The organism is Amycolatopsis thailandensis, assembly GCF_042723255.1.
Classification (GTDB): domain Bacteria; phylum Actinomycetota; class Actinomycetes; order Mycobacteriales; family Pseudonocardiaceae; genus Amycolatopsis; species Amycolatopsis thailandensis.
Map to the genome: position 1 here is coordinate 64,740 of NZ_JBHXJK010000027.1, position 20,377 is coordinate 85,116.

Genomic DNA, 20,377 nt, shown 5'->3' on the forward strand with positions numbered 1-20,377 from the left:
CCTACCTCCTGTTCCTGGTGTGCACGGTCATCGGCAGCCCGCCGCGCACCCGCAGCGAGAGCATCGCCTCGGGAACCACGTCGTAGCCCGGGGGCTTCCTGAGTTCGAGGTCCCGCAGGACCATCGTCAGCACGAAAACGGCCTCCATCACGCCGAGGCTGTTGCCGATGCAGAACCGCGGCCCGGCGCCGAACGGGATGTAGGCGTACCGCGGCCGCCCGCTCGGCCGGTCCGGGTCGAACCGGTCCGGGTCGAATTTCTCCGGCTCCGGCCAGAACGCCGGATGCCGGTGCAGCGTGTAGGGCACGACGACTACGTCGGATCCGGCGGGGATGTGGTAGCCGCCGATCTCGTCGTCGGCCTGCGCCACCCGCGGCAGCAGCCACACCGGCGGATACAGCCGCATGACCTCTTCGACGACCCGCGCCGTGTACGGCAGCCGGTGCAGGTCGTCGTGCGTCGGCAGCTGGTCGCCCAGTACCGAATCGGCCTCGGCACGCAGTTTCGCCGCGACGTCGGGATGCTCGTCGAGCAGGTGGAACGCCCAGCCCAGGGTGCTCGCCGTCGTCTCGTGCCCGGCCAGCAACAGGGTGATCAGCTCGTCCCGCATCTGCTCGCGGGTCCCGTCGGTCGCGATGAGCCGCGAGAGCACGTCCTCACCGTTCTCCACCGGATTCGCCAGCCGCTGCTCGACGAGCTCGTCGGCGATCCGCCGGAGGTCGGCCCGCGACTCGCGGAACCGCAGCTGTTTCTTCAGCGGCGCCCACTCCGGGACCATGCTCAGCGTCACCGCTTCGAACATCGCCTGGTCCTGCACGGCTTCGAACGAATGACCCAGCGACGTGAACCCGGCGAGGTCGGCGTCGAGCAACGTCTTGCCGAGCACGCCGAGCGTCAGCCCAGTCATCTCGTGCAGGATCTCCACCGGCCCCTCGGTGTCCCGCAAGCGTTTCACGAGGCCTTCGACCTCGTTCGCGACGATCGAGGCCTGCCGCGCGATCCGCTTGGGCTGGAACACCGGCTGGATGGTCCGGCGCTGTTTCTTCCAGACGTCGCCGTCGCTGGTGAGCAGCCCGTCGCCGAGCGCCCGCCGCGCCTCCTGGAGGCCGATTCCCTTGTGGTAGTTGGCCGCGTTGTCCGCGAGCACGTGTTTCGCCAGCTCGGGGTGGTTCACCAGGTACATCGTCTTGGGACCGATCGCGATCCGGACGACGTCCCCGTGCGCCTCCGCCGAATCCGACATGAGCGCCAGCCGGTCGGTGAAAAGCTTCTTCAGCAGACCGAAGGTCGCCCGGCGCGGCGGCCCGGGGGGCGCGAGACGCGCCCCCCGGGTGGTTTCCGCACCGGTGGTCATGCCGCCACGGCCCCGGTTTCTTCGGTCTCCGGCTTGTCGGCCGGCTTGGGCAGGCTCGTGACCTCGGCCGACTTCGCCTGCTCGGCCTCCCACTTCTCGGTGGCCTTCTTGGAGAAGTGCAGGCCCCACAGGAACATCCCGCGGATGAGGCAGACCAGCGCGGTCGCCAGGAACAGGCCGTAGGCGACGTGCACGATCATGAAGAACCCGTACGCCAGCGCCACTCCCGAACCGAACAGCACCTGCGACGCGGGCTTCGACGGGGTCGTGCCCGGGTCGGTGACCATGTAGTTCGTGTAGAGCACGAACGCCACGCCGGTCATCATCCCGAGCGCGCCCGGGATCGCGGTGTCGAACACCAGGCCACGGATGATCGCCTGGAGCGCGAAGGTGATCAGCCAGGCGCCGATCAGCCACATCCGCTGGGTCAGCATCGCGTTGAGCACGGTGCCCGAGATCATGATGATGCCGACGATCAGCCAGCCGACCCACGAGTCGACCTGCTCGGTGAAGTGGTACGGCGGCGCGATGCTCGCCCAGGGGAACACCAGCAGGATGATCGTGATGCCGAAGTTCGACGGGTTCATGTAGTGGCGGAGCCGTCCCCGCACCGGGGCCTGGAGGACCCACTTGGCGCCGACGGCGACCACGACGCCGAACATCATGACCAGTACCTGGTCGTTGACGTAGGTCAGCATGTTGAGCGCGAGACCGGTGATGTGCGCCGGGAAGAGGAACTCCACCAGTCCCTTGAAACCGTTGCCCCGGAACCGGACCGGACGGCCCTGGACGCGAGCCCCGATGATCTCCAGCAGGATCTCGGTGGTGTACGCCGTCGCCAGCGCGATGAACGGATAGGTGTAGGGCTGCTCGAAACCGAGCACGGTGTAGCCGATGATGTTGAAGATGGTGATCGAGATCGCGAACCGGCGAAGGGCCGTGATCGTCTTGTTGCTCTTCGGTGCCGTTAGTGTCTGCTCAGCCATGACGGGTCACTTCTCCTTAGCCTGAGCGCCGAGCTGGAACGTGTGGTTGCCCGGGGTCAGCTGGACTTCCTGCGTGCGGATCTGCCCGGTCAGGTCGCGCCACTGGAGGCACACCTTCACCGGCCCGGTGACCTTGCCGAGCCCGATCTGGATCTCGTGGCTGCGCTTGCCGGAGTGCCCGCTGCCGCCGTCGACGCGGTCCATGTACTTCTTGCCGTCGGGGGTGACGACAGTGACCTGGGCGCCGATCGCGGCGGTACCCGCGGCCTTGAGCGGACCGTCGGACGTCGCCTTGTCGTGCACCAGCTTCAGGTTCAGGTACGAACCGGAGTCGGGGCTGACGTTGTGGTAGAAGATCGGCTGCTCCCACTGGCGGGCCACGGCGAAGTCGAGCTTGCCGTCACCGTCGGCGTCACCGGTGGCGATGCCGCGGGTGGGCACCGGGACAGCGAGACCCAGACGCGGGGCCAGGTCGGTGTAGCGGCCGTCGGCGCTCTTGGCCCAGAAGTGCAGGGTGTGGTCGCCACCGACGTCGTCACCGGCCCGCATGTTCGGCCAGAAGGTGGGGTGCTTCAGCAGTTCGTCGTTGGACGTCGCCAGTTCCTGCAGCTGCGGCCAGCGGTTGACGTCGCCCTTGACGAAGCCGGTCGCCTGGGTGATCACCGATTCGCCGCTGTTGTTGTAGTCGGCGATCTTGACGTCCCAGCCCCAGCCGGACCACGCGGTGCCGGCCTGTGCGCTGCGGTCCACCCACGGTGCCTCGCCGCCCTGGAGACGGCCGCGCAGGTCCGCGGTGTCCTTGGCGGTGTTCATGAACTGGAAGTGGCTTTCCTCGATACCCCAGGACGTCGTGATGTTGCTGACGTACAGGTCGTAGAGACCGTCGTGGTCGAGGTCGGCGAAGTCGACGCCCATGCCCTTGAAGGAGTCGTTGCCGAGCACCTTCGACTTCGGCTCGTTGGGCCCGCGAATGCCCTTCACCTCGGCGAATTCGACGTGACCGGGGCGGGACTTGTTGTACAGCAGGCGGTCGTGCCCGAAGTCGTTGCCGATGTAGAGCTCCGGCAGGTTGTCGCCGTCGACGTCGGTGGCGCTCGCCGCGAGCGACCAGCCGCCGCGGGCGTCGGCCGGGATGGCCTGGTCGTCGCAGACGAACGTGGCCGTCGGCTTGGCACCCTGGGTGGCACCGGTGAACCGGAAGATGTACTTGCCACCGGCGTTGTCGGCGTGCGACATCGATTTGTTCATCTCGACCCCGCCCTCGACCCGGTCGTCGAGCACCGCGCTGTCGGGGAAGTAGTTGCCGATGAAGATGTCCTGGTGACCGTCGCCGTCGAAGTCACCGACCGTCGCGGCGTTGGTGTTCCACAGTGGACCGGCATACTCGCCGTTCTTGGAGTTGTTGCCCGACACCAGTTCCACCGGCTCGTAGGCCGAGGGCTCCAGCTTCGCTGCGCCCGGCTTGGCGAGGAACAGGATCGGGGTGCGACCCCAGTAGTAGGCCAGCAGGTCGACCCGGCCGTCCTCGTTGAAGTCGCCCGGCACGCAGCCCATGGGCGCGATGTACTTGCCCATCGGCAGCGGTGCCGCGTCGAGCGCGAACGGCTTGTACCGGTCGCCGCCCTTGCCCGGCGTCGGGGTGACGACCACCTGGTCGCTGCGCGGGTCCACGAAGCACAGGTCGTTCGCGAGCTTGTCGCCGTCGAGGTCGTTGACCGCGATCGCGGCGCCCACCGAGGAGATCCAGGCACGGATGTGCTCGTACTCCTTGTTCACCGTGCGGATCGACTGGCTCTTCGCCGCTTCCGGCAAGGCGATCGTCAGGGGTTCGAACGCGTACTTCGAGGCCATGGTGTCCGCCTCGGCGGTCGAGACCGTGGGCAGCTGCGCCACCACGAACAGTCCCGCCATCAGCAACAGCGCCACGATGCCCGCAAGCTGCTTGCGGAGCCAGCCCAAGGTCGCGGTCATTTACCTGCACCTCCAGAAGTGAGTACCTCGGTGGCGATGCGCTGTCGCCAGGTTTCGAAATGCGGGAGTTCGCCGTCGACCACCACGGCCGGTCGGACCTCCTGCGTGATGGCCGCGGCGCGCTCGGCCGGCAGCCCGCAGATCGCCTGCGTGGCGACCTCCGTCTCGGGGATCAGCAGCCCGGCGCGAACGCGGGCTTCGGCGGCGAAAGCACTGCCCTGGGCCAGATTTCCCCGGTGTTCACCGGCGAACTCGGCCAGCTTCAGCAGTTCGTCGGAGGTGACACCGCACGCGTAGGTCGAGGCGAGCCCGATCCCGGCGTAGAGGTCACCGTGGCGGTGCTCGGGGAAACGCGCGACCGTGTCGGCGACGAGATCGACGTCGGTGCCGCAGATGAACCACAGTGCCCGGCCGATGCCCTGGTCGATCGCGCGCAGCGAGTACCCGTTGTTCCCGGGCGGCCAGTTGAAGTCCGTGTCCTGGAACTGGCCGTCGACGTACTTGGCCGTCTTGAAGTACGCCTGGTGGAACCCGTACCCGTCGAGCACCAGCCAGCGCAGCAACGGGTCGAAGTCCTCGGCGGACGGCCAGCGGAAGCGCGGCAGCCGCGCCATCGCCCAGCCGACACCGACGTAGATGATGTAGTCGTGCTTCTCACCGGGACCGGCGAGAAAGTCCGCGATGTGCCCACGGCCTCCACCAGGCAGGCCGTCGAGCATTCCGTAACCCATTCCGGCGCCTTCGTAGGCGAAGCCGCGGTATTTCACCGGAATACGTTCCAGCCATTCTTCCGCCTGATCGACGGAACGCGCTTCGACCGCGTGAGCGTAGCCGAGCAGGAATTTCTCGCCGACGGTCTCCAGCAATTCTTGAGCGGCTGGGCTCTTCTTGTGGAAACCGCGCTTGTCCAGCGACGTCTCGGAGACGTCCGGAGTGATCATGCGACGCCTGATCGTGCGCCAACCATTGCCCAACGCACTCTCCCCCTAACGGGTGGATTCGAATTCTGCGGACTGGTTAAAGGCTCACATGCGTGACGATGGGGCAGCTACTCCACGGTTGCGCCCGCGGTTCTCCCGGCTTGCGTGATCGGGAGAACGCGGGAATAACCTTTGGTCAGGCCACCGCACGGAGATAGTCGGGAGCGGGCATGGTCGTCCGGTTGCCGGTGGAGGTCGGGCCGCCGGCGAGGGTGATCGCCATCGGCGCGTCGGTCGGCCGCGGCGTGCGCATCGGCATCCGCAGATGGACCCGGCCGTACCTGGTGATGTCGACACGGCCGGGCAGGGTGCCCACGGAGAAGGAGGAGGCCGCGGTCCCGGCGGCGTGCTCGGCGACCGCGATGACGGTCCACCGGCCCTCGGGGACGTTCTGGATCTCGATGTCGGCCGAAAGGACGTTCGCCCTGCCGCCGAACGCGACCGGGCCGCACTGCGGGATCGACTCGGCGAACAGTCCGATGAGGACACTCGCCGGGCCCGCCCCGCGCGGGGTCTCGACCCGGACGCTGATCGTGCCGGTGCCGCTGCGCATCGTCGCGCAACCCATTCCGGCGCTGTGCAGGGCTTCCAGTGTCGGCAGCCGCTGGAAGTGGGGGGCCAGCGCGACGAGCAGTTCGCCGACCTCGGGGTCGCGGTACTGGGTCGGGGTCATCCCGACGGCGCGGGTGAAGCGGCTGGTGAACGTGCCGACACTGCTGTAGCCCACGCTGCACACGATGTCCGACACCGTCAGCGACGTCGTCAGCAGCAGTCGTTTCGCCTCGAAGAGCCGGATCGCGGTGAGATACCGGCCGGGGGTCACGCCGGTCGCCTTGGTGAAGATCCGCGAGAAGTGGAACGGGCTGACGAAGACCTCCGACGCCAGGTCGCCCAAGGTGATCGGGTCGAAGTACCTCGCGTGCATCGATGAGATGGCCTGTAGGACCGCGGGTTGCAGGGGGGACGCCGGCTCGGGGAGCCGACCGGATTCGATGAGGCCTTTCTCGTTCGCCGCCGTGGCGACTGTTCGTAGCTGCATCAGACCAACCTCGGATTCGCTGTCGCTTTTCCTCTGTACGCCAGCAAACGCGTCATCGATTTCGGAGCACTCGACACGCGATCGAGATGGGGCCTGCCCAGGGGTTATCCGGTTCTGCGCGATCGGCAAACGGTCGAACCGGTGGCACGAACGGAGAAACCGTTCTCGTGAGTTCCGCCTTCGATCACGCGAGATCGGTCTTCGAACACGCGAGTGCGGTGTTCGATCACGCGGACAGGTCGAGCCCGACGCCGGACAGCACGGGCGCGACCGGGTGACGAACCCCGAACTCGCGTGACGGAACACGGAACTCGCGTGCTTGAAGGCGGAACTCGCGTGATCAGAGACGGAACTCGCGAGATCCGCCCTCAAGCACGCGAGTTCCGCCTGTAAGCACGAGAGATCCGTCTTCGGTCACGCGGGCAGGTCCAGCACGCATTCCCCGACGCCGACCTCGGCAGGCCATTCGAGCTTCAGCGCGCGGTCCACGCGGTCACCGGCGTCGACCGGGACGGCGTGCGCGGCCAGCCCCATCGCGCGAGCGACGAGGTAGAGCGTCTGCTGCAAAGCGCCGACGTGCGCCAGCGTCGTGGCGTACGCGCCGCCACCGAGCACCGACGCCATCCGAGGCATCCGCGTGGTCACCGTGATCAGCGCCGACGGCCGCCGGTGATTCCCGCCGCCGATCATCGCCATGTCGAGCATCGCGTCCAGATCGGACTCGTCGTCGTTGACCAGGCTGAGCCGGTGTTCGAGCGGATCGTAATGGTAGATCCCGCGTTCCAGCCCCGAACAGCGGTTCACCGAGACGTACAGCTCCAGCTCGTACAGGCAGGCCACGCTGAAATACGGCCGCTGCGACGCGCTGTGCGCGGGACCGTTCGGGAGATACGCGGGCCCGATCGACCGGATCCGCGCGCCGCGGAAGAGGAACTCGCCGATCTGCTCGGCGGACAGCACGCCCTCGGTGAACTCGGGGCAGATGTGGTCCTTCTCCAGCAAGGTCGTCAGCGTCGGATCGGTCGCCGCGCGGTCGGCCAGGTCCGGCCGGTAGAGCGCGTAGACCGGTCCCTCGCCGGTGGAAGCCTTGACCACCGGCGGTTTCCCGATCCCCGGCAGGTCGGCGGGCCCACCCGGCCGCCAGGTGCGGCTCGTGGTGTGGAACAGCAGTTCGTCCGGGGACCACAGGCTCAGTTCGGGGTCGTCGTCCTCAGCGAACCGGCCGTGCTCCCCGGCGACCTGGACGACGCCCGCGGCGACGAGATAGGACACGATCGCGCCGACCACGCCGGGTCCGATTCCCGTGGTGGTCACGATCTCCCCGACCGACTTGGCCGTCGCCAGCGTCGCCGCGACGTGCACGGCCCACGGTTGGTACAGCACGACACGGTAGCGCGCGGACGGCGACTCCAGCCCCATCCCGTAGGCGTCGGAACGCAGGGAACTGAAGCGGGACAACCGAATCGGGCGGGCAGGCGGGATCTCCACCGGGACGAACACCGGGGCGAGCGCCACCGGGATCGCCGACAGCAAAGGTCCCCTGCCGTCGGCGAGACCGAGCGAGTGCACCACGGAACCGCCGAGTTCCTTGAGCGCCCGCCGCAGCGCGTCGGCCCCCTCGGCCGTCCAGCTCAGCTCGCCTTCGAGATCGGGCTCGCGCTCGACCGGCTCCCACGACGACGTCACGTTCGCCAGCGAGATCGGCCCCAAAGCCATCCGCCGCAACGACTCCCGGACCAACGGCTCCGCACGATCGAAGTCGTACTCCCCCCAGCGCGTGACGACCACCAGTGAGCCGTCCTCACCGATTTCGACAAGACTGTCGTCGGTGAGCGACCACAAGGGGATCATCTCGGCCACACCGCCGGGGGGATCAGTCGTCAAGGGGTGCTCCAGCCGGATCTACAAGAACATGGGGAAGGGGTTCAGCCGGTCGTACGGAGTCGGTTCGGCGAGCCTGCCCAGTCGCACCGGCACGTCGAACAGCCGCCCCGGGGCGAAGCGGCTCCAGAACGGACGCAGCCCCGGAACGACCACCCTGACCACCGGAAGATCGATGTCGGGCCTGGTCTGATCCAGCACGAGCGTCTCCATTCCCAACGCGGAAAGCTTGCGTACCAAGCACTCCACGTCGTCCCGTACGTCGGGCCGCCGGACGAACTTGAAGTCCGCGGCCCGTTTCGCCGAGCGTCCGGGCGCCGGCAGCAGATACGGCTGGTTCGCGACCGTGGCGTGCCGGAGCCACTGCGCCGCGTCGGGATCGTCGAGTTCGACGTCGTTCGCGAGCACCGCCGGGATCATCTGGTTGAGCTCGCTGACCGCCCTCCGCAGCGCCGTCCTGGGATCCAGGTGGGCGCCGAAACCCATCATGACGTTCTCGCGCGGCCCGGCGATACTCCTGGACAGCGCGACCATGACCGGGACACCGAGATCCGCGGTCAGGTCGAGGACCCACAGCTCCCGGCCGGCTCGCGCGTACTGCCCGACCATCTCCTCGGCCCACGGGTCGTCGAACGAAGCGATGTCGACGCCGGGCACGGGAAGCCGGTTGTACCACCACATCGCGACGGCGTCGCGTTCGACGAGTTCGAGCAGCCCTTGCAGGACGGCGTCCTCGATGCTGCTTCCGGCCGCGCAACCGTTGGAGTCCGCGCGCATGCCCTTGATCCCGCACTCCGGCGGCACCCCGTAGTAGAGGTACGCCGTCGGCATCAGCTTCCGGCGCTGCTGCGACAGCGACCACAGCGGCGTCCAGTCGACTTCGGCCTCGTCGTCGAACCGTTCGGGGACGTGCTGGAAGTTCGCGTGCCTGGCGTTCCATTCGTCCCGGCCGTCGTACTGGCGCTCGTCGAAGAGCATGCACGAGTTCGGGTGGACCGCGTCCTCGCCGAGCGCGCGGAAGGTGCCGCGGATCCGCAGTTCGTCGCCCTGGTAGTTGGCCGAGAACCGTTCGATCGCCTCGCACAGCGCGCCGACCTCGGCGTCGAGCGGGCTCGCGCCCTTGCCGCCGTTGTCCCCGCGCAACCCCGCCTGGAGCCCGGCCTCGCCGCGCACGCGGCGCGCGACGTTCAGCCCCGAGCGGTACGCGTTCACGAACGCCGGCGCCCTCGGGTCGCGGGCGATCTCCTTGACGATGCCGGTGACCGGGCTGACCAGGTGGCCGTAGCGGTCGAGCACCTCGACCGGGGTGAGCGTCCGGTGCCCGCCTCCACCCGACGTCGCCTTCTTGGCCTCCCGCAGCACGACCGGCTCGGCCGTCCGCGCGGCGACGATCCCTTCGTCACCGCATTCCGCGCACTGCGGGCGCCGCCGCAGTTCGTGCAGCCGCCCTTGGAGGTCGAGGGTGTCCAGGATCCACACGGCCTGCTGCCCCGGATAGCGGTGTCCCGCCAGCCATTTGGACGCTTCGAGGGAGATCAGGTGCGACGCGGCCGCGGTCAGCGGCGGCACGGCGGGGATCGGGAACGCGGCCGGGCCGTCGTGTCCGAGGACCTCCTGCACGCACGCCTCCGCGTGCCGGTGCCCCCACAGCCGGTTGGTCAGGCAGTGCCAGCAGCCGGACCGGCCGGGCTGCATGATCGGACCGATCCACACCTGCGAACCCGACGGCCTGGCCAGCAGCCACGGCCGCCCGGTGCGCCGGTGCTCGGCGTCGATCTCGGCCAGCCTCGGGTCGAGGTAGTCGTCGCACAGCACGATGGCCAGTTCCGACGCCGTCTCGACCACTTCGATGCCGCTCGCGACGAGCGCGTTCTCCACCTGCGAGGTGTCCACCCCGCGGCCGATCGCGGTCAGGCTCGCCGTCGCCGGTTTCTGACGGCAGGCCACCGCGGACGCGTCGAGCCCGCACGCGTCCCAGTACGCGAGCGCGCGTTCGTCCCCGCTGAGCTCGTCCGGGACCCGGACGGTGACCAACCCCGCTTCGACCAGCCTCGCCAGGACACCGGTGACCTGTTCGGCGCTCATCCCCTCGGGGCAGGCGGACAGGAGACCGTCGAGGTCACGGGTGCCGTCGAGCAGGGCCGCGACCGACGCGACCTGCGCGCCTCGCATCGCGATGACGCCCTGTTCGGAGAACAGGTAGGCGCCGTTGCCCTCACTGATCTCCGCGCGCAGATGCCGTTTGAATCCCAGACCGCCGCTGATCGAGCCGGACCCGTTCGACACTGCCTCGCGCATGGGAACCCCCGTAGGTCGGTGCGATCCCAGAATCCTGCTGCGCGGGGGCGGGTACCGGCCAGTGCGCGATTCACACCTCGGACATGAAAAACCCATGATTTTCCGGGACGCACGCACGCGGGACCTGGTGGACGGCTCACTGGCCGGGTGACCGGGCGCTCTGTCACTGTCGAGGCACTGGAAAAAGGACACTACGCGTATCGAGCTGGAGGGCGCTTGCGATGTACCCCGGATCACGAGTAGCGGACACGCGGCACGGCTCGGCACCCGACCCGATTCCGGCCCCGCCCGCGAGTCCCCTCCGTTTCACCCTGCTCGGCCCGCTCGAACTCGTGCGGGACGGGATCGACTACGCGCCGACGACGCCGAAGCTGCTTCAGGTGCTCGCCATGCTGGTGATGAGCCCCGGAAAGATCGTGCACATCGACACGATCGTCCAGGAACTGTGGGCAAACCACCCGCCACGCAGCGTCCGCACCACGATGCACACCTACGTCTATCAGCTGCGCCGGTGCATCGACGAGAACGACCTCGCCCCGTACGGCGAGACCATGCTGGCGACGAAGCCGCCGGGGTACGTGTTCCGGATCGAGCCGGAGCAGGTGGACGTCTTCGAGTTCCAGGCGCTCCAGAAGACGGGCCGGGAGCTGCAACTGCGGGGCGAGCACGCCGAGGCGGCGAAGTCCTTCAGGGCCGCGCTCGACCTGTGGTCCGGGCCGCCGCTGGCGAACGTCCACTGTGGACAGGTGCTGTCGGCGTACGCGGTCGACCTCGTCGAACAGCGGCGCAGCACCCTGCATCTGCGGATCGAGGCCGACATCGCGGCCGGGATGCGGCACGAGCTGATCGGCGAACTGCGGTCACTGGTCACCGCGAACCCGCTGGACGAGGCCCTGCACGGCCAGCTGATCCGCGTCCTCGGCCGCAGCGGCCGCCGATCCGACGCGCTCGCGACCTACCGCCAGGTGCGGTCGAGGCTCAACAATGAACTGGGCGTCGAACCCTGCGACGAACTGCAGGTCCTGCACCACGACCTGCTTTCCGAGGGCGAACCCGCGTGAAAAACCACTGCTGTCACGGGAAACGAAAGTGAGGATCGGCGGATGAGTCGTACCTATGGACAGTTCTGCGGTCTGGCCCGGGCGCTGGAGATCATCGGCGAACGCTGGTCGCTGCTGATCGTCCGTGACCTCGTCCTCGGCCCGAAGCGGTTCACCGAACTCCAGGCCGGCCTGCCCAAGATCCCGGCGAGCACGCTGTCCGCGCGGCTCAACGAACTCGAGCAGTCCGGTGTGCTCCGCCGCCGTGTGCTCCCCCAGCTCGACGCCGCGGTCGTCTACGAACTCACCGAGTACGGCGGCGAGCTCGACCAGATCGTGCTGGACCTCGGTCTCTGGGGCGCGCGGTCGCTGGGACTGCCCGCCCCCGAGGACGTCTTCACCCTGGACGCGGCGATCCTCTCGCTGTACACGACCTTCCGCAGCGAGAAGGCCAAGGGCATCCAGGCCACCTACGAACTGCACTACCCGGGCGGGATGGTCCTGCACGCGATCATCGAGGACGGCGCGCTCAAGGTCGCCGACGGGTCGCATCCCGGTGCCGACGCGATCATCGAACCGCTGGGCCCGTACATCAAGGAACTGCTGAACGGGGAACTCACCGCCGAAGACGCCCTGCGCACCGGCAAGGTCCGCGTCGAAGGCGCCTTCGAATACCTGGCGCTGTTCACCGAACTCTTCCACATCCCCGCCACGCCCCAGGTGTCGTCCGGAATCGTCATCCACTGACCAACCGGCCCCGCTTTTCGTGACCGGCGGTGTTTTTACCCAGTCCATTCGTAGTACAAGCACTCCGAATGGCGTAATTTCGCAGATCAGCTCAGCAATCCGGAGTAACGAAAACCGGCGGCGAGCGAGATATCGTCGATGTCCGTCACCGGCCGGTCTTTTCCTCCAAGGAGCCCTTTCATGGCCGCACTCGATCCCCACCGTCCCGGCCTGCTCGCCTCGCTCAACGGGAAATACCATCGCGCGGCGCTCAACATCTTCGCGCTCGTCGTGCTGGCGCACTGGGCGGAACACCTCGTGCAGGCGTTCCAGATCTACGCCCTCGGCTGGAAGACCGCGGACGCCCGCGGCGTGCTGGGCATCCCGTTCCCCAAGCTGATCAGCTCCGAATGGCTGCACTACGGCTACGCCATCGTCATGCTGGTCTTCCTGTTCGCCCTGCGCAAGGGCTTCGCCGGCCGCTCGCGGCAGTGGTGGAACCTGGCGCTGGGCCTGCAGTTCTGGCACCACATCGAGCATCTTCTCCTGCTGATCCAGGCGCAGAGCGGCTGGCGGCTCGGCGGCGGCACCGCGCCGAGCAGCATCATCCAGCTGTTCATCCCGCGCGTCGAGCTGCACCTGTTCTACAACACGATCGTCACGATCCCGATGATCATCGCGATGATCGTGCACCGGAAGGCCTCCGCCGCCGAGCGGGAACTGACCGGCTGCACGTGTTCGCCCGAAAGCCGGCGTGAGCTGGCCACCGCGGCATCGTGACCCGGAGGCTCTTCGCCCTCCTCGCCCTGGTGGCGGCCTGGCTGGGGGTCGCGGTACTCGCCGCGGCCCCGGCCTCGGCCCACGTCGAACTCCTCAACTCGAACCCTGCCGACGGCGCCCGGCTCACCTCGGCGCCGCCGCTGGTCTCGATCACCCTGTCGGAGAACATCGGCATCCAGCCGAACTCGATCAAGGTCGTCGACCAGCAGGGGACCGACGTCGTCTCCGGTCCGGTGTTCCAGCCTGGTGACGTCGCCGAACAGGTCGCCGTCAAACTCGAACCCGATCTCCCCGACGGCAGCTACCTCGTCGAGTACGCCTTCGTCTCGGCCGACTCGCATCCGGTGCGCGGCACGCTCGCCTTCGTGATCGGCACCGGCCCCCTGATCACCTCGGCGGGCGCGGTGTCCGCCTCCACCGGCACCGATCCGGTGACCGACGCGTTGTTCACCACCTTCCGCTGGGGCTCGTTCCTCGGCGTCGCGCTGCTCGGCGGACTGGTTTTCCTGCTGGTCTGCCGCCCGGGCGGGCGGGCCGATCCGGCGGCGCGGAAGCTGCTCACCGCGGGCCTTTGGCTCTCCGGGGTCACGGCCGTGGCCGGGTTCCTGCTGCAAGGCCCGTACGTCGCGGGCCGCGGCGCGGGCTCGGTCTTCGACCCGGCGCTGATCGAAGCGACCCTGCGGGTGGCGTACGGGAAGCTCCTGCTCCTGCGCCTGGCCGCGATCGTCGCGCTCGCCGTGTTCGTCCGGCGGCTGCTGGCGGACGCGCTGCCGGACCGGCTGCGGTCGCGGTACGAGAACCTCGGCATCGCGGCCGGGTTCATCGTGATGCTGAGCTTCTCCGCGACCGGGCACGCGGTGGCCGACAAGATCATGTTCCTCTCGGTCACCGCCGACCTCGCGCACTTCGGCGCGATGGCCGTCTGGGTGGGCGGGCTGATCCAGCTGGCCGTGCTCCTGCGCGGCAAGTACTCGGCGGCCGAGGCCGAACCGGCGCTGGCGCGGTTCCACCCGATCGCCACCTGGTCGATCGTCGTCATGGTGGTCAGCGGCGCGTACCTCGGCTTCCGGCTCGTGCCGTCGGTGGAGGCGCTGTGGACGTCGGCCTACGGCATCGTCTTCCTGCTGAAGCTGACCGGGTTCGCCGCGTTGCTGCTGGTGGCGAACATGAGCCGCAACGCGGTGCGCCGCGGGATCTCCGGCCGCGGAGGCACCGGCGTCGTGACCGCCGACCTGCGGAAACTGCGGGTCAGCGTCGGGGTCGAGGTGCTGATCGTGGCCGTGGTACTGGCGCTGGCCGCGGCGCTGTCCTCGATGTCCCCGACCGGCTGATCAGCGTTCGACCGCCTCTTCCGGCGGGGCGAACACCCCCCAGGTGAAGGCCCGGAGCCACGGCTCGGGATCGCCCAGCCAGTCCATGGCGGCGATCTGGGCCGGGCTCCGGCGCCCGGCGAGCGACCGGTAGACGTCCACCGGCGCGCCTGAGAGCACCGCGGCGACCGGTTCGGTGCCGGCGACCCAGGTCGCGCCCTCGATCTCGATCCGCATCCCGGGCAGGCCGTGCTTGCCCAGCGAGGTGCCGAGGCCGCCGACGAGCACTTCGAAACTCCGCAGCCAGGCGGCGTGCGCTTCGGGCGGCGGGGCGCCGAGCGCGTACCGGAGATCGAGTTCGTGGGTGAAGGCGTCCATCACCATGATGTCGCCGCGGCTCTCGCCGTCGCCGTCGGCGGCGAGCAGCGCGTCGGCCTCGGGTCCGCGTTCGGTCCACAGCCGCAGCACCTCGGCGGCCGACGCCGTCTCCGGAACCGGGCAGGCCTCACCGCCGAACCGGGTGATGACCCGGTCGCAGATTTCGGTCAGATGCGCGAGCAGGTCCCGGACGGTCCACTGTGGACAAGCCGGGACGACCCGGTCCGCCGCGCCGGCGTGATCGGCGATCAAGATCACGATGTTCTCTCTGACCTGCCGATATCCTTCGGCCGCGGTCGCCGTATTCCAGCCAGGGACCCGAATTCGGCTGCTCGTCACGCGGCCACCTCCCGTAAGGGTAAAACGATGATCGTCCATTCTCCCACCGGTTGGAGGATGCTCCTTCTTCCGCTTTGCGCCCGACCGTTCGGCGCAAAGATCACCCACCCGTGACGCGTGTCCTCGCGGCTTCAGGCACACTGGGCAGGGAAAGCCCCGTGTGGCAAGAAAAATCGCGCACTGTGGAGGTGACCAATGGAGATGCCCGGCTTCGATCTGGCGTGGCGTGGCTTCAACCGCGCCCAGGTCCGGGAATTCGTTCGCGAGGTGGAAACCGAGCTACGACGAGTCGCCGCCGAACGCGACGAAGCGATCCGGCGCGGGGAGGCACTCGCCGCCAGGCTCACCGCGGCACAGGAGGAAAACCGCGAACTGAAGAACAGCGTCGACCGGATCAGCCGCGTGCCGATCGCCCCGGACGCGCTTCAGGAGCGGTCGCGCCGGATGCTCGAACTCACCCGTGAAGAAGCCGCCGACATCAAAGCGCGCGCCGCCGAGGAGGCCGCCGAGGCCGAGGCGGAACGGAAGCGGATCGCCGAGGACTTCGAGCGCGCGATGACGCTGCGCCGGGCGGAGGCGATGCGCGCCCTCGCCGCGCGGGACGAAGCCTCGCAGGCGAAGGCACGGAAGCTGCTCGACGACGCCGCCGAAAAGGGCGAGCGCCTGGTCGCCGAGGCGCGACAGAAGGCCGACGTGGCCCTCGGCCTGCGCGATGACGTACTGAAACAGCTGGTCGGGGCCCGCGAGCTGCTCGCGGAAGCCGGGACCGTCCTGGCGATCACCGCCGATCCGAAACCGGAAGTGCCCGTTCAGCGCCGGAGCAGGCCCGAAGCCCGCACCGGCACCGAAGCGGCCGCCACCTAGGCGCCATCTCCAGAGGAGAAGACCACCGGGCGGATCTCCATCGCGTTGATGTGCGCGTCCGGGACCTGGCCCGCGATCTCGATCGCGCGCTCCTTGCTGTCGCATTCCACCAGGTAGAAGCCCGCCAGGTACTCCTTCGACTCCGCGAACGGGCCGTCGGTCACCACCGGGACGCCGTCACGCACCCGGACCACCGTGCTCTCCTTCGGCTCCCCCAGCGCCTGCGTCCCCAGCAGTTCGCCGCTCTCGGTGAGCTTCTTCATGAAAGGGTCGATGCGGGCGACCACCTCGTCGCGCTCCTTCTCGGGGAGGGCGTCCCAGGCGGTGGGGTTCATGGTGATCATGATCATGTACTTCATCGGTGTTCCTCCTGGTCATCCGGCCGGTGCCCGGCCACTCACGCAGGAGTCGGAGCCGCCGGATCGTCCTCGACATCCTGGCACCCGCGAATTTCACCCGCCCGGGGCGGATACGTGGGGAGGGTATAGTGAACTTCGGCAGGGAACGACGAGAGAGCGGGTGCGGGATGACGGGATACGGCAGCGAGCGGGAGGCCTACCTCAAGCGCCTGCGCCGGATCGAGGGGCAGATCCGCGGGTTGCAGCGGATGGTCGAAGAGGACAAGTACTGCATCGACATCCTGACCCAGGTGTCCGCGGCCACCAAGGCGCTCCAGTCGTTCTCCCTCGAACTGCTGGACGAGCACCTCGCCACCTGCGTGGTCCAGGCCGCCGCCGCGGGCGGTGAAGAGGCCGACCTCAAGGTCCGGGAGGCGTCCGACGCCATTGCCCGGCTGGTCCGCTCCTGATCAAGCGACGCCGCGGAAGCGCCTCAGCCGCAGGCTGTTGGTGACGACGAAGACCGACGAGAACGCCATCGCCGCCCCGGCGATCATGGGGTTGAGCAGGCCGAGCGCGGCCAAGGGCAGCGCGGCGACGTTGTAGGCGAACGCCCAGAACAGGTTGCCCTTGATCGTGCCGAGCGTGCGGCGCGAAAGCCGGATGGCGTCGACGGCCGCGCGCAGGTCACCTCGCACCAGCGTCAGGTCACCGGCCTCGATCGCGGCGTCCGTTCCGGTCCCCATCGAGAGGCCGAGATCGGCCTGGGCGAGCGCGGCCGCGTCGTTGACACCGTCCCCGACCATGGCGACCACACGGCCTTCGGCCTGCAAGCGCTTGACGACGTCGACCTTGCCGGCGGGCAGCACCTCCGCGACGACCTCGTCGATCCCGACCTCGGCGGCGACCGCTCGCGCGGATCCGGCGTTGTCGCCGGTCAGCAGTACCGGCCGGAGCCCGAGCGCCTTCAACTCGGCGACAGCCTTGGCCGACGTCGGCTTGACCGTGTCCGCGACGACGATCACTCCTCGCGTCTCACCTTCCCAGGCGACGACGACGGCGGTCGCACCACGATCCTCGGCGGCAGTCTTGACCTGGGAGAACGTGTCGCCGACGGTGATGCCGTGCTGTTCGAGGAACGCGGACCGCCCGGCCAGGACGGTCTTGCCCTCGACCTCGCCGAGCACCCCCAGGCCCTCGACGTTGCGGAACCCGCCGACCGGCGGCACCTCGCCCACCCGCTCCTCGGCGGCCGTGACGATCGCGCGCGCGATCGGATGCTCGGAGGCGTGCTCGACAGCGGCCGCGAGCCGGAGCACCTCGGCCTCTTCTCCCTGAACGTCGGTGACGCTCATCTTCCCCGCGGTCACCGTGCCGGTCTTGTCCAGGACGACGGTGTCGGCCTGGCGAGTGGACTCCAGCACCTCGGGGCCCTTGATGAGGATGCCCAGCTGCGCGCCGCGGCCGGTGCCGACCAGGAGCGCTGTCGGCGTGGCCAGGCCGAGCGCGCATGGGCAGGCGATGATCAGGACCGCGACGGCGGCGGTGAAGGCGGCGTCCGCCCCGCTGCCCGCCCCGAGCCAGAAGCCGAGCGTGCCGACCGCGAGCGCGATCACCACCGGCACGAATACGGCCGACACCCGGTCGGCGAGCCGCTGGACGCGCGCCTTGCCGTTCTGCGCGTCCTCGACCAGGCGCGCCATCTGCGCGAGCTGGGTGCCGGAGCCGATCCGGGTGGCGCGGACGAGGAGCCTGCCGCCGGCGTTGACCGTCCCTCCGACGACGTTGTCACCGGGGGCCACCTCGACCGGGACGGCTTCACCCGTCAGCATGCTCAGGTCGACCGCGGATCCGCCGTCGGTCACGACGCCGTCGGTGGCGATCTTCTCCCCCGGCCGCACGACGAACTCGTCACCGACCTTCAGCTCGCCGATCGGGACACGGCTCTCGACGCCGTCCCTGAGGAGGGCGACGTCCTTCGCGCCGAGTTCGAGCAGCGCGCGCAGGGCGGCACCGGAGCGGCGCTTGGACCGGGCCTCGAAGTAGCGACCGGCGAGGAGGAAGGTGGTCACTCCCGCGGCGACCTCGAGGTAGAGGTTGCCCGCGCCGGAGCCGCGCTCCATGGTCAGCGCGAAGCCGTGCCGCATGCCGGGGACTCCGGCGGTGCCGAACAGCAGCGCGTACAGCGACCAGAGCGTGGCGGCGACGACGCCGAGCGAGATCAGGGTGTCCATGGTGGCGGCGCCGTGGCGGAAGTTCGTCCAGGCGGGGCGGTGAAACGGCCACGCGCCCCAGGTGACGACGGGGGCGGCCAGTGCCAGCGAGACCCACTGCCAGTAGGTGAACTGCCAGGCCGGGACCATCGCCAGCACGATCACCGGCACGGCGAGCACGGCGGAGACCAGGAGCCGCTGCCGGAGACTTTCCGTGCTGTCTTCGCTCGCCTCGGGTTTCGGCGGCTGGGCCGTGTAGCCCGCGGACTCGACGACACCGACGAGGTCGTCGACCGAGAGCGCGGCGGGGAAGTCGACCTGCGCCTTCTCGGTGGCGTAATTGACCGTGGCGGAGACGCCGTCGACCTTGTTCAGCTTGCGTTCGACCCGCGCGGCACAGGAGGCGCAGGTCATCCCACCGATGGCCAGTTCGACACGCTGGGACGTCCCGGCGGTCACGGCGTGCCTCCCGTGTGTCCTTCGTGATGCCCTTCGTGCACGCTGGTCGTCGGCGCGGGTGGGGCCGGCGGCGCCTCGTCCAGCGGTCCGACGGCGGACCCGATCGTCCAGGCGGCGACGAACACCGCGACCAGAGCCGCGGCGAACGCCGACACCTTGACGGCGGTGCTCACGAGACGAGCTGGTAACCGGCCTCGGTGACGGCCGCGTCCACGATCTGGACATCGAGCGCGGTGTCGCTGGTGACGGTTACCTTGCCGCTGGCGACGTCCACGTTCACGGCGCTGACGCCCGCGATCCCGCCGACCTCCTCGGTGACGGAGGAGGCGCAGTGCCCGCAGGACATGCCCTTGACGGTGTAGGTGGTTTCGGCCATCGGTGCGAACTCCTCTACAGGACAAACGAAGCGATCATTTCCTTTATACCCCATGGGGGTAGGGGTGTGCACGGAGGGTGCGGGCACACTGCGGAAATGCGAAAGATCTCCGCCATCGGCATCGGCGCCGGCGACCCGGAACACCTGACGGTCCAGGCCGTCCGGCGGCTGAACGAGACCGATGTGTTCTTCGTGCTCGACAAGGGTTCAGAGAAGCAGGACCTGGTCGGGTTGCGCCAGGAGATCCTCGACCGGTTCGTCGAGCGGCCCGGGTACCGCGTCGTGCGGGCACCGGACCCCGAACGCGACCGTACCCCTGACGACTACCGGAAGGCCGTCGCGGACTGGCACCGGCTCCGCACCGACGTCTACGAGAACATGATCGCTTCGCTGGGTCCCGATGAGCGGGGCGCGTTCATGGTGTGGGGTGACCCGGCGCTCTACGACTCGACCCTGACTTTGCTGGACGCCGTGCTCGCCAGGGGGAACGTCGAGTTCGAGTACGACGTCGTCCCCGGGGTCAGCAGCGTGGCCGCGCTGACGTCACGGCACCGGACCACGATGAACCAGATCGGGCGCCCGGTGCTCGTCACGACCGGCCGTCGCCTCGAAGCCGGCTGGCCCGCGGAGGTCGACGACGTGTTCGTGATGCTGGACGCCCAGTGCACGTTCTCGCGGTTCGTGGATACAGGGCTGGAGATCTACTGGGGTGCGTACCTCGGGACGCCCGACGAGCTCCTGCTCTCCGGCCCACTGACCGCGGATCTCGCTTCGCGGATCCAAGAGGTACGCGCTTCGGCGCGTTCGCGAAAGGGCTGGATCATGGACATCTACCACCTGCGGCGCCCCGTCCCGCCCCGCCTTTAGTCCGCTGGATGCGGGCGCGCCGGCAGCTGTCCGGTCTGATTGTCGCTACTGCCAAGGTGCTCCTGAAGGCCCTTGGGGACGTTGATCGTCTCAAGGGGGCCTTCAGGACATGATGCTCCCTACGATCGGTGCCCCCAATGTGGCATTGGGGACGCTGATCGTCCCCAAACCCACATTG

Annotated in this window: 19 protein-coding genes; 7 read left to right on the forward strand and 12 right to left on the reverse strand. The window is 68.8% G+C overall.

The genetic code is table 11. From position 1 onward, the window contains the following. Nucleotide 1: 1 nt before the first annotated feature. The 7 genes from ACFWMR_RS13620 to ACFWMR_RS13650 form a co-directional block, all read right to left on the reverse strand. Nucleotides 2-1,354, reverse strand: a complete 1,353-nt coding sequence (locus tag ACFWMR_RS13620; protein WP_093933100.1) for a cytochrome P450 — start codon at nucleotides 1,352-1,354, stop codon at nucleotides 2-4. Beyond that, nucleotides 1,351-2,340 (reverse strand): enediyne biosynthesis protein, encoded by a 990-nt coding sequence (locus ACFWMR_RS13625; protein ID WP_093933114.1) that lies wholly within the window; start codon nucleotides 2,338-2,340, stop codon nucleotides 1,351-1,353. Before ACFWMR_RS13625 ends, ACFWMR_RS13620 begins: the two co-directional genes overlap by 4 nt. 6 nt (nucleotides 2,341-2,346) lie before the next feature. Beyond that, nucleotides 2,347-4,311 carry a CRTAC1 family protein gene (locus ACFWMR_RS13630; RefSeq protein ID WP_378378564.1) on the reverse strand — a complete coding sequence of 655 codons (1,965 nt, stop codon included), beginning with the start codon at nucleotides 4,309-4,311 and terminating at the stop codon, nucleotides 2,347-2,349. Beyond that, complete coding sequence (locus ACFWMR_RS13635; protein ID WP_378378576.1) at nucleotides 4,308-5,264, reverse strand: DUF1702 family protein; 957 nt, start codon at nucleotides 5,262-5,264, stop codon at nucleotides 4,308-4,310. Before ACFWMR_RS13635 ends, ACFWMR_RS13630 begins: the two co-directional genes overlap by 4 nt. A gap of 163 nt (nucleotides 5,265-5,427) precedes the next feature. Further along, nucleotides 5,428-6,330 (reverse strand): helix-turn-helix domain-containing protein, encoded by a 903-nt coding sequence (locus ACFWMR_RS13640; protein WP_093933103.1) that lies wholly within the window; start codon nucleotides 6,328-6,330, stop codon nucleotides 5,428-5,430. 414 nt (nucleotides 6,331-6,744) lie between these two features. Beyond that, complete coding sequence (locus ACFWMR_RS13645; RefSeq protein ID WP_378378577.1) at nucleotides 6,745-8,190, reverse strand: SagB family peptide dehydrogenase; 1,446 nt, start codon at nucleotides 8,188-8,190, stop codon at nucleotides 6,745-6,747. Nucleotides 8,191-8,232: 42 nt separating this feature from the next. Continuing rightward, a complete protein-coding gene (locus tag ACFWMR_RS13650) occupies nucleotides 8,233-10,509 on the reverse strand; it encodes a TOMM precursor leader peptide-binding protein (protein WP_378378565.1) in 2,277 nt (758 codons plus the stop codon). 221 nt (nucleotides 10,510-10,730) lie between these two features. Here ACFWMR_RS13650 and ACFWMR_RS13655 point away from each other — a divergent pair, with 221 nt between their 5' ends. The 4 genes from ACFWMR_RS13655 (at nucleotide 10,731) to ACFWMR_RS13670 (ending at nucleotide 14,386) form a co-directional block, all read left to right on the forward strand. Further along, nucleotides 10,731-11,570, forward strand: a complete 840-nt coding sequence (locus tag ACFWMR_RS13655; protein WP_208635903.1) for an AfsR/SARP family transcriptional regulator — start codon at nucleotides 10,731-10,733, stop codon at nucleotides 11,568-11,570. A 42-nt stretch (nucleotides 11,571-11,612) separates the two neighbouring features. Beyond that, nucleotides 11,613-12,296, forward strand: coding sequence for a winged helix-turn-helix transcriptional regulator (locus ACFWMR_RS13660; protein WP_378378566.1), 684 nt, complete (start codon nucleotides 11,613-11,615; stop codon nucleotides 12,294-12,296). A gap of 180 nt (nucleotides 12,297-12,476) precedes the next feature. Continuing rightward, entirely contained in the window at nucleotides 12,477-13,055 is a 579-nt protein-coding gene (locus tag ACFWMR_RS13665) for a hypothetical protein (protein WP_093933108.1), read from the forward strand. Continuing rightward, nucleotides 13,052-14,386, forward strand: coding sequence for a copper resistance CopC/CopD family protein (locus ACFWMR_RS13670; protein WP_378378567.1), 1,335 nt, complete (start codon nucleotides 13,052-13,054; stop codon nucleotides 14,384-14,386). Before ACFWMR_RS13665 ends, ACFWMR_RS13670 begins: the two co-directional genes overlap by 4 nt. Here the strand turns inward: ACFWMR_RS13670 and ACFWMR_RS13675 are convergent, their stop codons facing one another. Beyond that, nucleotides 14,387-14,995: a maleylpyruvate isomerase family mycothiol-dependent enzyme gene (locus tag ACFWMR_RS13675; RefSeq protein WP_378378578.1), complete on the reverse strand. Its 609-nt coding sequence runs from the start codon at nucleotides 14,993-14,995 to the stop codon at nucleotides 14,387-14,389. Nucleotides 14,996-15,277: 282 nt separating this feature from the next. Here ACFWMR_RS13675 and ACFWMR_RS13680 point away from each other — a divergent pair, with 282 nt between their 5' ends. Beyond that, entirely contained in the window at nucleotides 15,278-15,946 is a 669-nt protein-coding gene (locus ACFWMR_RS13680) for a M protein (RefSeq protein WP_378378568.1), read from the forward strand. Here the strand turns inward: ACFWMR_RS13680 and ACFWMR_RS13685 are convergent. Next, on the reverse strand, nucleotides 15,943-16,305 hold the full coding sequence (locus ACFWMR_RS13685) for a YciI family protein (RefSeq protein ID WP_378378569.1): 363 nt from the start codon (nucleotides 16,303-16,305) through the stop codon (nucleotides 15,943-15,945). The two genes, ACFWMR_RS13680 and ACFWMR_RS13685, sit on opposite strands and share 4 nt — an antisense overlap. Before the next feature lie 167 nt (nucleotides 16,306-16,472). Between ACFWMR_RS13685 and ACFWMR_RS13690 the strand changes: the two genes are divergently transcribed. Next, complete coding sequence (locus tag ACFWMR_RS13690; RefSeq protein WP_009081418.1) at nucleotides 16,473-16,754, forward strand: metal-sensitive transcriptional regulator; 282 nt, start codon at nucleotides 16,473-16,475, stop codon at nucleotides 16,752-16,754. On the opposite strand, the gene ACFWMR_RS13695 is transcribed toward ACFWMR_RS13690, so the two are convergent. From ACFWMR_RS13695 to ACFWMR_RS13705, 3 genes are read right to left on the reverse strand one after another with little or no spacing between them, the layout of a single operon-like run. After that, nucleotides 16,755-18,911 carry a heavy metal translocating P-type ATPase gene (locus ACFWMR_RS13695; RefSeq protein WP_378378579.1) on the reverse strand — a complete coding sequence of 719 codons (2,157 nt, stop codon included), beginning with the start codon at nucleotides 18,909-18,911 and terminating at the stop codon, nucleotides 16,755-16,757. A gap of 41 nt (nucleotides 18,912-18,952) precedes the next feature. Continuing rightward, nucleotides 18,953-19,129, reverse strand: coding sequence for a hypothetical protein (locus ACFWMR_RS13700; RefSeq protein WP_378378570.1), 177 nt, complete (start codon nucleotides 19,127-19,129; stop codon nucleotides 18,953-18,955). Continuing rightward, complete coding sequence (locus ACFWMR_RS13705; protein WP_093933112.1) at nucleotides 19,126-19,332, reverse strand: heavy-metal-associated domain-containing protein; 207 nt, start codon at nucleotides 19,330-19,332, stop codon at nucleotides 19,126-19,128. Before ACFWMR_RS13705 ends, ACFWMR_RS13700 begins: the two co-directional genes overlap by 4 nt. Before the next feature lie 96 nt (nucleotides 19,333-19,428). Between ACFWMR_RS13705 and cobF the strand changes: the two genes are divergently transcribed. Then, entirely contained in the window at nucleotides 19,429-20,199 is a 771-nt protein-coding gene (gene cobF / locus ACFWMR_RS13710; RefSeq protein ID WP_378378571.1) for a precorrin-6A synthase (deacetylating), read from the forward strand. Nucleotides 20,200-20,377: the final 178 nt, after the last annotated feature.

Bases quoted from the DNA above. Each gene is read 5' to 3' on its own strand.
- ACFWMR_RS13620 (WP_093933100.1), bottom strand. From the start codon at position 1,354: ATGACCACCGGTGCGGAAACCACCCGGGGGGCGCGTCTCGCGCCCCCC.
- ACFWMR_RS13625 (WP_093933114.1), bottom strand. From the start codon at position 2,340: ATGGCTGAGCAGACACTAACGGCACCGAAGAGCAACAAGACGATCACG.
- ACFWMR_RS13630 (WP_378378564.1), bottom strand. From the start codon at position 4,311: ATGACCGCGACCTTGGGCTGGCTCCGCAAGCAGCTTGCGGGCATCGTG.
- ACFWMR_RS13640 (WP_093933103.1), bottom strand. From the start codon at position 6,330: ATGCAGCTACGAACAGTCGCCACGGCGGCGAACGAGAAAGGCCTCATC.
- ACFWMR_RS13650 (WP_378378565.1), bottom strand. From the start codon at position 10,509: ATGCGCGAGGCAGTGTCGAACGGGTCCGGCTCGATCAGCGGCGGTCTG.
- ACFWMR_RS13655 (WP_208635903.1), top strand. From the start codon at position 10,731: ATGTACCCCGGATCACGAGTAGCGGACACGCGGCACGGCTCGGCACCC.
- ACFWMR_RS13660 (WP_378378566.1), top strand. From the start codon at position 11,613: ATGAGTCGTACCTATGGACAGTTCTGCGGTCTGGCCCGGGCGCTGGAG.
- ACFWMR_RS13665 (WP_093933108.1), top strand. From the start codon at position 12,477: ATGGCCGCACTCGATCCCCACCGTCCCGGCCTGCTCGCCTCGCTCAAC.
- ACFWMR_RS13680 (WP_378378568.1), top strand. From the start codon at position 15,278: ATGGAGATGCCCGGCTTCGATCTGGCGTGGCGTGGCTTCAACCGCGCC.
- ACFWMR_RS13685 (WP_378378569.1), bottom strand. From the start codon at position 16,305: ATGAAGTACATGATCATGATCACCATGAACCCCACCGCCTGGGACGCC.
- ACFWMR_RS13690 (WP_009081418.1), top strand. From the start codon at position 16,473: ATGACGGGATACGGCAGCGAGCGGGAGGCCTACCTCAAGCGCCTGCGC.
- ACFWMR_RS13695 (WP_378378579.1), bottom strand. From the start codon at position 18,911: ATGACCTGCGCCTCCTGTGCCGCGCGGGTCGAACGCAAGCTGAACAAG.
- ACFWMR_RS13705 (WP_093933112.1), bottom strand. From the start codon at position 19,332: ATGGCCGAAACCACCTACACCGTCAAGGGCATGTCCTGCGGGCACTGC.
- cobF (WP_378378571.1), top strand. From the start codon at position 19,429: ATGCGAAAGATCTCCGCCATCGGCATCGGCGCCGGCGACCCGGAACAC.